Origin of the sequence: Actinocorallia aurantiaca (assembly GCF_039533685.1) — a bacterium.
Classification (GTDB): Bacteria; Actinomycetota; Actinomycetes; order Streptosporangiales; family Streptosporangiaceae; genus Actinocorallia; species Actinocorallia aurantiaca.
Genome location: NZ_BAAATZ010000019.1, coordinates 244,970 through 258,676, shown reverse-complemented (window position 1 = coordinate 258,676; position 13,707 = coordinate 244,970). Strand labels below are relative to the sequence as shown.

At 71.3% G+C, this 13,707-nt stretch carries 12 protein-coding genes; 8 read left to right on the top strand and 4 right to left on the bottom strand.

The features are described from left to right. Positions 1-6: 6 nt before the first annotated feature. The gene (locus ABD327_RS23360) at positions 7-2,460 is read right to left on the bottom strand and encodes a glutamate--cysteine ligase (protein WP_344452783.1); all 2,454 of its coding nucleotides are present in this window, start codon (positions 2,458-2,460) and stop codon (positions 7-9) included. A gap of 443 nt (positions 2,461-2,903) precedes the next feature. Here ABD327_RS23360 and ABD327_RS23355 point away from each other — a divergent pair, with 443 nt between their 5' ends. The 3 genes from ABD327_RS23355 to ABD327_RS23345 all read left to right on the top strand — a co-directional run bounded on the left by ABD327_RS23355 (position 2,904) and on the right by ABD327_RS23345 (position 5,302). After that, a complete protein-coding gene (locus ABD327_RS23355; protein WP_344452782.1) occupies positions 2,904-4,052 on the top strand; it encodes a CoA transferase in 1,149 nt (382 codons plus the stop codon). Between the two features lie 175 nt (positions 4,053-4,227). Then, complete coding sequence (locus ABD327_RS23350) at positions 4,228-4,659, top strand: pyridoxamine 5'-phosphate oxidase family protein (RefSeq protein ID WP_344452781.1); 432 nt, start codon at positions 4,228-4,230, stop codon at positions 4,657-4,659. Between the two features lie 133 nt (positions 4,660-4,792). Beyond that, entirely contained in the window at positions 4,793-5,302 is a 510-nt protein-coding gene (locus ABD327_RS23345) for a GNAT family N-acetyltransferase (protein WP_344452780.1), read from the top strand. Between the two features lie 93 nt (positions 5,303-5,395). Here the strand turns inward: ABD327_RS23345 and ABD327_RS23340 are convergent, their stop codons facing one another. Next, positions 5,396-5,698 carry an HAD hydrolase-like protein gene (locus tag ABD327_RS23340; protein WP_344452779.1) on the bottom strand — a complete coding sequence of 101 codons (303 nt, stop codon included), beginning with the start codon at positions 5,696-5,698 and terminating at the stop codon, positions 5,396-5,398. Between the two features lie 120 nt (positions 5,699-5,818). Between ABD327_RS23340 and ABD327_RS23335 the strand changes: the two genes are divergently transcribed. Continuing rightward, positions 5,819-6,382 (top strand): lamin tail domain-containing protein, encoded by a 564-nt coding sequence (locus ABD327_RS23335; RefSeq protein ID WP_344452778.1) that lies wholly within the window; start codon positions 5,819-5,821, stop codon positions 6,380-6,382. Between the two features lie 128 nt (positions 6,383-6,510). Here ABD327_RS23335 and ABD327_RS23330 read toward each other — a convergent pair whose 3' ends face one another. Together ABD327_RS23330 and ABD327_RS23325 are read right to left on the bottom strand one after the other, a co-directional pair. Further along, entirely contained in the window at positions 6,511-8,256 is a 1,746-nt protein-coding gene (locus ABD327_RS23330; protein ID WP_344452776.1) for an N-acyl-D-amino-acid deacylase family protein, read from the bottom strand. Between the two features lie 25 nt (positions 8,257-8,281). Then, a complete protein-coding gene (locus tag ABD327_RS23325; RefSeq protein WP_344452775.1) occupies positions 8,282-9,367 on the bottom strand; it encodes an alcohol dehydrogenase catalytic domain-containing protein in 1,086 nt (361 codons plus the stop codon). 101 nt (positions 9,368-9,468) lie between these two features. On the opposite strand from ABD327_RS23325, the gene ABD327_RS23320 reads away from it, so the two are divergent. From ABD327_RS23320 to ABD327_RS23305, 4 genes are all read left to right on the top strand, one after another. Beyond that, positions 9,469-10,476: a Zn-ribbon domain-containing OB-fold protein gene (locus ABD327_RS23320; protein ID WP_344452774.1), complete on the top strand. Its 1,008-nt coding sequence runs from the start codon at positions 9,469-9,471 to the stop codon at positions 10,474-10,476. Next, positions 10,473-11,513: a lipid-transfer protein gene (locus ABD327_RS23315; protein ID WP_344452772.1), complete on the top strand. Its 1,041-nt coding sequence runs from the start codon at positions 10,473-10,475 to the stop codon at positions 11,511-11,513. Before ABD327_RS23320 ends, ABD327_RS23315 begins: the two co-directional genes overlap by 4 nt. Then, positions 11,513-12,667, top strand: a complete 1,155-nt coding sequence (locus ABD327_RS23310) for a thiolase domain-containing protein (protein ID WP_344452771.1) — start codon at positions 11,513-11,515, stop codon at positions 12,665-12,667. Before ABD327_RS23315 ends, ABD327_RS23310 begins: the two co-directional genes overlap by 1 nt. Before the next feature lie 218 nt (positions 12,668-12,885). Beyond that, the gene (locus tag ABD327_RS23305) at positions 12,886-13,599 is read left to right on the top strand and encodes a TetR/AcrR family transcriptional regulator (protein WP_344452770.1); all 714 of its coding nucleotides are present in this window, start codon (positions 12,886-12,888) and stop codon (positions 13,597-13,599) included. Positions 13,600-13,707: the final 108 nt, after the last annotated feature.

Below are 13,707 nucleotides of genomic sequence, written 5' to 3'. Positions count from 1 at the left end.
CTTTCCTTAGAGGAGCCAGGTGTCCTTGGAGCCGCCGCCGCGCGAGGAGTTGACGATCCGGCTGCCGTGGGCGGCGACCCGGGTGAGGGCCATCGGCACCACGTCGGGCTCGGCGCCCAGGCAGACGAACGCCCTCAGGTCGACCACGCGGGGCTCCAGGCACCCGTTCGTGAAGGTCGGGTGGGTGGAGACCGCGACGGTCTCCTGCCCGATCCACCGGTCGGGCGAGGCGGTGATCTCGGCCCGGACGGACTCCAGTTCCTCCGGCGAGGCGTCGGGGCCGATGACGACGCCCTGCCCCCCGTACCCGTCGACGGGCTTGACCACCAGCTCCGGCAGCCGGTCCAGCACCTGCTCCAGCCCGGAGGGCTCGCGGCACAGGTAGGTCGGAACGTTGTCGAGGATCGGGTGCTCGCCCAGGTAGTAGGAGATCATCTGCGGGACGTAGGCGTAGATCGACTTGTCGTCGCCCAGCCCGTTGCCCGGCGCGTTGGCCAGCAGGACCGCCCCGGAGGCCACGAGGTCGCGCAGCCCGGGGAGCACCTCCCACAGGTCCTCCTCGTCGATCCGGCGGTAGAGCACCTTGACGCGCTTCTCCCCCGCGAACAGCTCGCCGTCGCGGATCTCCAGGTCGCCGGGCTCCACCAGCGGGACGCCCAGCTCCCTGGCCAGCAGCTGGTGCTCGTAGTAGGCGGGGTCGGAGGACCCGGAAGTGATCAGCGCCAGTTCCCGCGAGGCCTGCGTGAGCGCCCCGCGCAGGACGGACATGGCCCGCCTCGGCGCGGGTGTGGCCACCGCCCGGACGAGTTCGGGCACGACCCGGGCCGACAGCCATCGGTTGGCCATGGCGTAGCCGAGGCCCGACGGCACCCTCAGGTTGTCCTCGAGCACGAACCAGTGGCCCGCGCCGTCCCGGACCAGGTCCGTCCCGGAGATCGCGCACCGGATGGAGTCCGGCGGCACGAGCCTTCCCTCCTCCTGGTACCCGGGAGCGCCCGTGATCAGCTCCTTGGGGATCACCCCGTCCTCGACGATCCCGGCCGGCCCGTAGGCGTCGTGCAGGAACTTCTCCAGGGCCCGGGTCCGCTGGCTGAGGCCCGCCTGGAGCAGCTCCCAGTCCTCGCTGGCGACGATGCGCGGGATCAGGTCGACGGGGAAGAGCCGCTCCTCCTCGAAGTACATGCCGAGGTCGTGCTGGACCTGCTCCTTGTGGCGGTCGCGCTCGGCGATCCCCTCGGAGCCGAGCCGGTCGAGCGCGGTCAGGACGAGCCCATAGGGGCCCCTCGCGGTCCCGTCGAAGACGATCGCCTCGTCGGCCGAGGTGTCGTAGTCGCCCATCATGTCCAAGATCCGCGAGCAGCGCGCCTCCGGCCACCAGGCGGTGTTGGCCTTGGTCTCGGAGACCAACTGGTCGACGACGGCCTCGAGCCCGCCCGTGGCGTAGGCGCTGCGCTGCCTGGCGGCCGAGGTGCCGCGCCGCAGCGCGCCGTCCGTCAGCTCGCAGACCAGGTCCCAGTCGCCGGTGCTCTCCAGCGCCGGGCGCAGGCCGTCGACCAGTTCCCGGACGACCTGCCGGGCGGGCTTGGCCCGGCCCGCGAGCGGGTCGACGAGCTCGCCCTCCAGCCCGGCCCGCGCCGCCCTCCAGGTGAGGGTGCGCACGAGTTCGGGACGGGCGGTCGGAACCGGCGGGCGGCCCGCGGTGATCGCGTCGAGCTCGGTGACGACCAGGGCGCGGAACAGGCCCGCCAGCAGCGCCACGTCCTCCACCCGGGGACACGCGTCGGGAATCCGCAACTCCACCGTGGGCACGTGGTCGGAGGGCCGGACGTCGTAGTAGATCATTCCGGGGTCGGTGATGACGCCGGTCCCGATCAGCTCCGCGACGAGCGCGTCGTACTCCGCGGCGGAGCCGACGGCCGGCGTGGGTCCGGTGGTGGGCCAGCGGTTCCACAGCAGCGTGCGGTAGCTGGCGTAGCCGGAGTCGGAGCCGAGCCAGAACGGGGAGCTGGCGGACAGCGCCAGCAGGACGGGCATCCACGGGGACACCCGGTGCCCGATCTGGACCGCCAGATCGCGGTCCTCCACCTCGACGTGCACCTGGGCGCCGCAGATCAGCTGCTCGCGCGCCAGGAGCTGGTACTCCTCCAGCATCGTCTCGTAGCGGGCGTCCGGGGTCACCTTCAGCGCGTCGATGTCCACGATGGGGACGGTCCCCGCGGCGACGACCCCGAGCCCGAAGGCCTCGGCCTCCGCGACCACCGCGCGGCGCAGCGCGGCGAGATCCTCCAACAGGTCGGAAAGACGGACGAACGGTCTGCTGTTGGTCTCCACGACAGAGCGTTGGAGTTCGCCGGAGAAACGGTTGTCCGGCAGGTTCTGCAGCAGCCGATCGGCCCTGGGCACCAATTTCCGGGTGGCGAGGTCGACGGTGTGGAATTCTTCTTCGACCCCGACTGCCACGGATTCGAGTTTCTCCAACATGATCCTCAACCAGTAGACATTTTCATCTACTATGCCCATATTGGCTATCTTTATTCGCGATAGTCATGGAGGTCACATTCCGCAGGGACGCCGGGCGCCCCCCGATCCCCCGGATGAGGCCAGGTCAGAGGCACCTCTGTCGAGAGACCACCGCCGGACCGGAATGATCAAGTAATTAATGGGTAATTAACCCCGTTCGCCGCAGAGGAGCAACCTCGGCGTGGTACAGACCGCGCAACGGATTATCGAGGACTCCTCCAGTGCCGTTACGGAGAGGCGACTCACGGAATCCGACCGTTCCGGCCATTGACGGGAGAAAGGCTTTCGGTTTCGGGGAAAGGCCGCCGGACCGCCCCGCCGCCCGGTCTCCCCTTCCCCTCCGGCTCATGGCAGGATCAAGGCCGGCCCCAGGAGGAACGAAGATGCTCACCGGACTGCGTGTGCTGGAGGTCTCCAGCTTCGTCGCCGCCCCCCTCGGCGGCATGACCCTCGCCCAGCTGGGCGCCGAGGTCATCCGCGTGGACCCGCCCGGCGGCGCCGCCGACACCGGCCGCTGGCCCCTGACCGGGAACGGCGCCTCGATCTACTGGGCGGGCCTGAACAAGGCCAAGCGCTCCGTGACGATCGACCAGCGCACCCCCGAGGGCAGGGACCTCCTCACCCGCCTGGCCCGCCGGGCCGGCATCGTCCTCACCAACGCCCCCCGCCCCCGCTACGATGACCTGGCCGCGGAGATCCCCAGCCTCATCCACGTCCACATCACCGGCCACGCCGACGGCCGCCCCGCCGTCGACTACACGGTGAACGCCGAAACGGGATTCCCCCAGATCACCGGCCCCCAGGGGGCCACCGCCCCGGTCAACCACGTCCTCCCCGCCTGGGACATAGCCTGCGGCCTCTACGCCGCCATCGCCATCCTCGCCGCCGAACGCCACCGCTCCCGCACCGGCGAGGGCAGCCGCGTCCGCGTCCCCCTCTCCGACGTGGCCCTGGCCACCGCCGGCAACCTGGGCTTCCTGGGCGAGGCCGAGCTCAACGGCGTCGACCGCCCCCGCATCGGCAACCACCTCTACGGCAGCTTCGCCCGCGACTTCCAGGTCAAGGACGGCCGCCTCATGCTGGTGACCCTGACCAACCGCCACTTCACCGACCTGGTGGCCCTCACCGCCGCCTCCTCGGACGTGGCCGACCTGGAACGCCTCACCCGAGCCGACTTCACCGTCGAAGGCGACCGCTACCGCCACCGCGAATCCCTGGCCGCCCTCTTCGAACCCTGGTTCGCCACCCGCACCATGGCCGAGGCGACCGAGGCCCTCGCCCGGACCTCCGTCCTCTGGTCCCCCTACCGCACCTTCAGCGAACTCCTCCAGCAGGACCACCCCCTCCTCCACGAGGTCGACCAGCCCGGCCTCGGCAGACTCCGCGTCCCCGCCTCTCCCATCGACCCCGGCGGCGAACGACGCGCCCACACCGCCCCCCTCCTCGGCTCCGACACCGATTCGGTCCTGACCGACCTGGGCCTGGACGCCGAAACCATCACCCGCCTCCGCACCACCGGCGCCCTCGGCTGAACCCGCGCCCCCGTTCCGCCGCGATCGAAGCACCCCCAGGAGCACGCGAACACGGCCGCCCATCAGCGTCCGGTCGGCACCGGCGTAGAGGCGGGGCTTTTTGTCGTCGGCAATGGGTACGGTTCCCTTCTGGTCGGCGGGGCGACCCGGCTAACGGGACAAAAGGGGGGATTTCATGGCTTTGTCACAGGAAGAGCGGGAAACATTCCTGGCCGAGCCGCATGTGGCGGCACTGAGCGTGGACGCGGGCGAGGACGGGCAGCGTGCGCCGCTCACCGTGCCGGTCTGGTATCAGTACACGCCCGGCGGCGACGTGTGGATCATGACCGGCCGGGACTCGCGAAAGGCCCGGCTCATCGCGAAGTCGGGACGGTTCGCGCTGATGGTCGACCGGACCGAGCCGACCATCCGTTACGTCTCCGTCGAGGGAACGGTGGAGGAGACCGTCCCGGCGACACGAGAACAGCTGACCGAAATGGCCGCCCGCTATCTCCCCGCGGAGAAGGTGGCCCCGTACGTCGACTTCGCCTGGGAGGACCACGGACCCCAGGTGGTCATCCGCATGCGCCCGCGGCGCTGGCTGAGCTCCGATCTCGGCTCGGTCTGAACCCGCCCGGGCACCGGCATCAGGCGTTCCGTGCCATCACGTCGTATCGGTGTGGCAGCCTCGTCCCGAGCGAAGACCGTTCGCGAGGAGCCATCGCCCGACAGTCCGTGTTCCGGACGGCAGGAGGCAGAAGATGAAGATCCGCCGAGGCGGGATGGACGACGTGCCGGCGATCATGGGGATGCTGGACGGCGCGGTGGCCTGGCTCGCCGACAGGGGCAGGACCGACCAGTGGGGCACCCGGCCCTGGTCGGAGAGCCCCGGCCAGGTGGAGAAGATCGCCGACAAGGTGCACACGGGCGTCGCATGGATCGCCGAGGTGGATGAGGAGCCGGCGGGCGCCATGGTCCTCTCCGCCGAGGCGGTGGACTACGTCCCGGCGGCGCGCGAGCCCGAGCTGTACATCACGCTGCTCGTCACCTCACGGGCCTTCACCGGACGCGGGGTGGGCTCCGCGCTACTCGCCCACGCCTACGAGGAGGCCCGGCGTGCGGGTGTCGGCCTCCTGCGGGTCGACTGCTTCGCCGGCAACGACGGACGGCTGGTGGAGTACTACCGCGGAAACGGTTTCACCAGGGCCGACACGTTCACGGTCGGCGCCTGGCCCGGCCGGCTCCTGTTCCGCGAGGTCACACCTTCCTGACGGCCGGACCAAACCGTGGGCGGACTCGACGGCACGGGTGCGACGAGCCGGTGCGTCGTCCGGTCGAGGATTCCCGCGTGATGACCGGTCTCCTCACGTCGGCAGGAGCGAGATCGCTTCGGTGACATGGCCGACGATGCGGTCGGGGCTGCGCTCCGGCAACGGCCAGGGGCGCCCTCTGCTGATCCAGCAGGTCTTGAGTCCGGCGGTCCGGCCGCCGGTGATGTCCGCCGTCGCGCTGTCCCCGACCATCCAGCCGCCGTCGGCCTCCACGATCCACGCGGCGGCCTCACCGCGCCGCCCGCAGAACTCCTCCGCCCACGACCTCAAGCCCGCCGCCCGACCCACCAGCGTGTCGTCCAGATCGAAGAGCACGAACCGCTGCACGCCGCGCACCGCCGCCTCTCCTGACTCGATTTGGGGATTTTAGGAAATTTCACACGATCTAGAGCCGCCTCCCCTAGATTGGCGAGTCCGCTAGTTCTGTGAATAGAGGTAAATGTGCGATCTGCTGTGATGTCTGTCGTCGTGATCGCGGCTGTGCTCGGCGGCTCCGGGACCGCTGCCGTCGCCGCGGGCAAGCCGACGCTGAGGTTCACGAAGATCCAGTACGACGCGCCGGGGGCGGACACCCGGGCGAACTCCCAGCTCAACAAGGAGTTCGTCGTCATCAAGAACACCGGGGGGAAGGCGGTCCAGTTCAAGAACTGGACGCTGCGGGACGCGCAGCGTCACGTCTACAGGTTCCCGGCGTTCAGCCTGAAGCCCGGCAAGAGCGTCGCGGTTCACACGGGCAGGGGCAAGAACACCGCGAAGCACCTGTACATGAACCGCGGCTGGTACATCTGGAACAACGACAAGGACACCGCGACGCTCCGCAACGCCCAGGGCGTCAAGGCGCTCTCCCGGTCCTGGGGGAAGTCCGCGCCGCCCGTGACGCAGCCGCAGCCCTCGAACGACCCTCGGTACAGCACCTGCGCCCAGGCCAAGGCGAACGGCTACGGGCCCTACTACCAGGGGCAGGACCCGGAGTACTACTGGTACACCGACCGCGACGGTGACGGGGCCGTCTGCGAGTAGCCGCGCGGCCCGGTCGGGCGAGGCGGCTTGTGGGGAGCGCGGTCCAGGGCCTTGTGAGGGGTCGTGCTCCCGAGGGAAGCAATGGATGAAGGTGTTCGGGGGCCGCTGAGCGCCTCGGCACAGGCGGATCAGCGGGCTCCCCGCACCAGGCGGCCTGGACGGGCGCCGGTGTCCTTGTCGTTCCTGCGGGTGATGACGCCGCTGACGACCGTGGCGGCGTAGCCTCGGGCATCCTGGAGGAGGCGGCCTCCTCCGGCGGGCAGGTCGTGGGCCATGCGGGGGACGTCCAGGAACAGGGTGTCGAAGTCGATGACGTTGAGGTCGGCCTTCTTGCCTTCGGCGACCTCGCCTCGGTCGGTGAGGCCGTAGAGGTGGGCGGTGTCGCGGGTCTGCTTGCGGATGAGGTACTCCAGCGGGAGCGTCTCGCCTCGCCTGCGGTCGCGGGCCCAGTGGGTCAGGAGGTAGGTGGGCATGGAGGCGTCGCAGACCATGGCGACGTGGGCGCCGCCGTCCGCCAGGCCGATGACGGCGGCGGGGTGCAGGAGCATCTCGCGGAGCGCCTCGTGGTCGTTGTCGCTGTAGCCGAAGATGGGGACCATGAGCATGGCGCGGCCGTCGTCTTCGAGCATCAGGTCGTAGAGCTTGGCCATGGGGTCGACGCCCTCGGCGGCGGCCAGGGCGGCCACCGAGCGGTCGGGGGCGGGCTCGTAGTCGGGGACGGGGCCGCCCAGCGGGTAGATGCGGTCGGTGAGGAACTGCTGGCCCAGGGCGATCATGTCGCTCATGTCGCCGGGGCGGGGGTCGCGGTCGGCCTCGGCGAGGATCTTCGCTCGGACCTCGGGGCGGGCCAGCTCGGCCAGGAGCTCCTCGCGGGCGAGGCGGGCGGCCAGTTCCTCGTAGGTCGGGCGGAGGGTGAAGGCGTGGCGGCCGGTGAAACCGACGATCATGCCGAAGGGGCGGCCCGCGACCTGCGGGTAGAGCTGGATGCCTTCGGCGTGGGCGGCCTTGGACTGCTCCAGCATCTCCTTCCACAGCTCCGGCGCGGCGTCGATCTGCAGGAGGGAGAAGCTGACCGGCAGGCCCGTCTCGGCGGAGAGTCGCTTCATCCAGTCCATCTCGCGGTGGGGGGCGACGATGTCCTCGCCGGCGGTTCCGAGCGGGGCCAGTTCGAAGACGGCGCGTCCGCCCGCCGCGGCCGCGCGGCCGAGGGAGAAGAGTTCGTCCTCGGTGGCGAAGGTGCCGGGCACGGGGGTGCCGTCGATGGCGCGGTGGGTGAGGGTGCGGGACGTGGAGAAGCCGAGTGCGCCGGCCCGGACGGCCTCCTCCACGAGGACGGCCATCGCCTCGATGTCCTCGGGAGTGGCCTCCTCGTTGCGCGCGCCGCGGTCGCCCATGACGTAGGCGCGCAGCGGGCCGTGCGCGATCTGGACGCCGTAGTCGAGGGCCAGGCCGCGGCCGTCGACGGCGTCGAGGTACTCGGGGAAGCTCTCCCACTTCCACTCGATGCCTTCGGCGAGGGCCGCGCCGGGGATGTCCTCCACGCCCTCCATCAGCTCGATCAGCCAGTCCTCGCTGCCGGGCCGCACGGGCGCGAAGCCGACGCCGCAGTTGCCGGACACGACCGTGGTCACGCCGTGGGAGGCGGACGGGTCGAGCGCGGTGTCCCAGGTGACCTGGCCGTCGTAGTGGGAGTGGATGTCGACGAAACCGGGGGTGACGATCATCCCCGCCGCGTCGATCGTCTCCGCGGCGGGCCCGTCGAGCCTCTCGGCGACGGTGACGATGACGCCGTCGCGGATCCCGATGTCGGCGCGGCGGGCCGGGGCGCCGGTTCCGTCGATCAGCGTGCCCCCGACGATGGCCAGATCGTACATTTCGTCTCCTTTGACGGGCACGGGATCAGTCGAACAGGATGACCTGGCGGATGACGTCGCCTCCGCGCAGCGCCTCGATCGCGTCGTTGATCTCCGCGAACCCTATTCGTCGGGAGATGAGCGGCTCAAGGTCGAGTTCTCCCTTTCGCCAGAGATCCACGAAACGCGGGATGTCACGTCGCATGTCACATTCGCCGTAGAGAGAAGCCTTGAGGGACTTGCCCTCGAACAGCAGGGAGAAGGCGCTCATCTCCCACATGTCGTCGACGCCTCCCGCGCCCACGACGATGACGTCGCCGCCGCGCCGGGTGACCTGCCAGGCGGTCTGGACGGCCGAGGCGCGTCCCACCACCTCGAAGGCGTAGTCGAAGCCGCCGCCGGTGAGCAGTGCCGTCTGCTCGGCGTGGTCGTCGAGGGTGGCGACGTGGGTGGCGCCGAACGTCCGGGCCGTCTCGTGCTTGGCGGTGTTGGGGTCGATCGCCAGGATCGTGGAGGCGCCGGCGATGCGCGCGCCCTGGATGACGGAGAGCCCGACGCCGCCCGCTCCGACGACCGCGACCGTGGCGCCCGGACGCACCCCGGCGGTGTTGAGCACGGCGCCCACCCCGGTGGGGACGCCGCAGCCCAGCAGGGCCGCGTACTCGAACGGGACGTCGTCGTCGATCTTGACGGCGGCCGGGGCGGGCACCACGATCTCGTCGGCCCAGGTGCCGATCCCGGCCAGCCCGTACGCTCCGGTGCCGTCGCCCAGCCGGAAGCGCGGGGTGCCGAAGGCGTCGCCGATGTAGGAGACGCACAGGTAGGGCTCGCCGCGGTGGCACTCGGCGCAGTTCCCGCAGTTCGGGGTCCAGTTGATGACGACGTGGTCGCCGGGCGCCAGGCCGGTCACGTGCTCGCCGACCTCGACGATCTCGCCCGCGCCCTCGTGGCCCAGAACGGTGGGCTGCGTGGCGGGCAGGGTCCCGCTCATCGTCGACAGGTCGGTCTGGCAGATGCCGGTCGCCCGGATCCGGACCTTCACCAGGCCCGGCTCCACCTCCACCGCGGTGACGTCGTCACGCAGGTCGACCTGCCTGTCTCCGATGTTGTGAAGTACCGCGGCACGGGCCATGGGTGGCGACCTCCGGAGTCGGCGGGATCATTCGGCCAGGTTAATGCAATAATGTATATGATATTTCTTTAGGGAACCACTCTTCTCCGAGGAGACAGGCCATGCCCCAGCCCGGTACCGGCCTCCCGCCGATGCGCACCGTGCTCGAGTACCCCTACACCCGGACGACGGGCCCCGTCATGGGCGCCTTCCTCACCGGGATCAGGGACGGACGCCTGCTCGGCGGCAGGATCGGCGAGCGGGTCGTCTGCCCGCCCCTGGAATACGAACCCGGCACCGGAGCCCCCGCCGGACTCGACCTGGTCGACCTCGGGCCCGGCGGCACCGTCTCCTCCTGGACGTGGGTGCGCGAGCCGACCGCGACGCACCCCTTCCGCCACCCCTTCGCCTTCGCCCTCATCGTCCCGGACGGCGCGTCGAGCGGCTTCCCGCACGTGGTGGACGCCGGAAGCCCCGAGCGCATGTCCACCGGGATGCGGGTGACCGCCCGCTTCAAGGAGCAGCGGAGAGGGAGCATCACCGACCTCTGGTTCGTGCCGGAGGAGGACGGCGCACGGGCCGCCCCGCCCGTCGAGGGCGGCGACCCCGTCACCCTGGCCGAGCAGCCCGTCTCCCTCACCTATGTCGAGCCCTACCACCCCCACCGGGTGCGTTTCCTGAACGGACTGCTCGAAGGCGTCATCACCGGCCAGCGCTCCCCCGTCACCGGCAAGGTCTACGTTCCGGGGCGCGGCTACGACCACCTCGAGCGCACCCTCATGACCGAGGAGCACGACGTCGCCGTCTCCGGCCGTGGCTCCGTCAGCTCGTTCACCGAGATCACCCCGGTGCAGTACCACGGGCAGAAGGAGACCGAGCCCTACATCAGGGCGTCGATCCTGCTGGACGGCAGCGACTCCCCCATCACCGGCGTCGACATCCGCACCATCCCCCTCTCCGAGTTCCGGGTCGGGCTGCGCCTGCGGGCCGTCTGGAGGCCCGCGGGCGAACGGGACGTCAGCGCCTTCGACAACCGTTCGACGGGCGGGTGGGAGGGCGTGATCGAACGCTGGGAGCCCACCGGCGAACCCGACGCCGACAGCCGCGCACTCGAGGAGCACGCGTTTTGAGCACGAACCCGCGGCCGGTCGCCGTCGTCGCGACCTCGCTGACCCCCGCCTACACCGCCTTCGAGGGGCCGGAAGCCGCCCTCGTGATGACCTGCGTCAACGAACTCCTGGAGAGCACCGGCCTGCGGCGGGAGGAGCTGGAGTTCACCATCGCGGGAAGCTGCGACTACCTGGGCGGCACGCCGTTCTCGTTCGTCATGAACCTCGAGGGCGTCGGGGCGTGGCCCCCGGTCTACGAGAGCCATGTGGAGATGGACGGGGCCTGGGCGTTGTCCGAGGCGTGGCTGCGCCTGCAGTGCGGGGACGTCGACACCGCGCTGGTCGTCGGCTCCGGACGGGCGTCGTCGGGCCGTCCGCGCGAGGTCTTCGCCCTGCAGACCGACCCTTACACGATGGCTCCGCTCGGCGCCGACCCCGTCTCCCTCGCGGGGCTCCAGGCGCGGGCGCTGCTGGACTCCGGGAAGGCCACCGAGGCCGACTTCGCCGCTGCCGCCGCCCGCGCCCTGCCCGCGACGTCGGGTGTGTCGATCGAAGAGCTGCTGAAGGCCGACTACTGGTGCGATCCGCTGCGCGCCCATGACGTCGCCGCGCCGGCGGACGGGGCCGCCGCCCTCATCCTCGTCGCCGGGGACAGGGCCCGTGAGCTGCCCGGCGAGCCCGTCTGGCTCACCGGCATGGACCATCGGATCGAATCCCACCACCTGGGTCTGCGGGACCTCACGGACTCCCCCTCGGCCAGGCTCGCGGCCAAGGGGGCGGGAGCGCACGACGGGCCCGTCGACATCGCCGAGCTGATGGTCGTGCACAGCCCCGAGGAGACGATCCTGCGCACCGCGCTCGGGCTCGGCGGGGAGACCGTCATCAATCCCTCCGGCGGCCCGCTCGCGGGCAACCCCGTCATGGCCACCGGCCTGGCCCGGGTCGTGGAGGTGGTGCGGCGCATCGCCGCCGGGGAGGCCCGTCGTGGGCTCGCCCATGCCTCCAGCGGCCCGTGCCTCCAGCAGAACCTCGTCGCCGTCCTGGAAGGAGAGCACTGATGGCCCGTCCCTGTGCCGTGGTCGGCATCGGCCAGACCGACTACCGGCGGCGCCTGGAGGTGAGCCTGGAGGGCCTGGTCCGCTGGGCCGCGCTGGAGGCCCTCGAGGACGCCGGGCTGACCTTCGCCGACATCGACGCCGTCGTCATCGGCAAGGCGCCCGACCTGCTCGAGGGCGTCATGATGCCGGAGCTGTCGCTGGCCGACGCGCTCGGCGCGGTCGGCAAGCCGATCCACCGGGTGCACACCGCCGGCTCGGTCGGCGCGGCCACCGCGATCAGCGGCGTGACGATGGTCGAGTCGGGGCGCTACGACCGGGTCCTGGTCGTCTGCTACGAGAAGCAGTCCGAGGGCAACGCCACCTGGGCGCTGTCGGGCGGCAAGTCCGGCGGGCAGGGGGCGGGCGGCACGTTCGCGCCGTGGATCCGCAGCTACATCAGGCGTTCGGGGGCTCCCGAGCACATCGGCTGGCAGGTCGCGGTCAAGGACCGGCGGAACGCGCTGCGCAACCCGCACGCCCACCTGCGCATCCCCGACATCTCGGTGGAGAAGGTCAAGGAGTCGCCGATGTTGTGGGAGCCGCTGCACTTCCTGGAGTCCTGCCCGTCCTCCGACGGCGCGGCGGCCGTCGTCCTCGCCTCGGAGGACGTGGCGCGCAAGGGCCCCGCCAAGCCCGCCTGGGTGGTCGCGCACGCCAAGCGCAGCGAGTACGCCTCCTTCCCCGGACGGGACCCGGTGCGGCCCCGGGCCGGAGTGGAGTGCGCCGAGGCGCTCTACCGCAAGGCGGGCGTCACCGACCCTCTCCGGCAGATCGACTGCGCCGAGCTGTACGTCCCGTTCTCCTGGTACGAGCCGATGTGGCTGGAGGGGCACCTGCTGGCCGCCCCCGGCGAGGGGTGGAAGCTGACCGACAGCGGCGCGACGGAGCTGGGCGGCTCGTTCCCGGTCAACCCCTCCGGCGGGGTGCTCTCGTCCAACCCGATCGGCGCGTCGGGGCTGGTGCGCTGCCTGGAGGCGGCCCGGCAGGTGCGCGGCACGGCGGGCGAGCACCAGGTGGAGGGCGCGAAGGTGGCGCTGGGGCACGCCTACGGGGGCGCGGCGCAGTACTTCGCGATGTGGCTCGTGAGCTCGGAGCTCCAGCCCGCGTTCGCGTGAGACGTCCGGGGCCGGGTCATGCGCCGCCCGGCCCCGGACCCTTGACCCGACGGTTCCCGGGTGTCATTTTTGAACTGTCTTCCAAAATCTTCGGGGGAAGGGGGCCTCGGTGACCGTCCCGGAACCCGATCCGCCCGCCCGGCTCTCCCGGACGGCCATGGGATCCTTTCCCGAGAAGGCGCGGCGGTACCGGACACCGCGCCGCCGTCAGGAGCGTCGTGAGCGAGAGCAACCATCCCCCGGCGGGACCCGTCCGCGCGAGCGGGCGGGGCCCCGGCCGCCCGCCGAAGATCGACCGCGCGGCGATCGCCCGCGCGGCGGGCGAGATCCCGCTGAACGACCTCACCCTGCGGCGGGTCGCCGAGCGGCTCGGGGTGAGCGTGCCCAGCCTCTACCACTACGTGCGGGGACGGGACGACCTGCTGAGGCTGGCGGCCGAGCAGTCGGTGACCCGGCTGACCCTGCCCGTGGACCGCGGCCAGCACTGGGCCGTCTGGTTCCAGGAGTGGGCCCTGTACATCAAGGAGGCGTTCGTCCGCGATCCCGGCCTGTTCGCCCAGTACGTCAACGGGGCGATCGGCTTCGAGGTGATGGCCGAGCCGGTGAACACCGCGCTCGGCGTGTGCCTCCGGCAGGGCTTCGCCGCCGGGGAGGCGCTGCGGGCCTACGACCTGGTCTCGGAGTGCGCCCTGGGCGCGGCGGTCACCCGGCTCCGCGAACGGGACCTGCCGTTCGAGCCGGAGCTGCGCCGGGTCGTGGCGCGCGACGACCGGGACCTCCCCCATCTGGAACTGCTCGCGACCGCCCCCGGCGCGCTGGAGCCGATGTCCTTCACCGAGCAGGTCCACACCGTCCTGGCCGGCATCGCGGTGCGCCGAGGCGAGGACTGGACCGAGATCTCGGCCCTTCTGACGGCGGCCTCGGAAGACTGACGCGGCGTCCTCCTCCGCGGGAAGGCGAGGGAGCCCGGCGCCCGTCCTTCCGGGCGGATCCGCCGGTTCGCGGTCCACCGGCCCGGGGCCTCCCGTGCGGACGCGGTA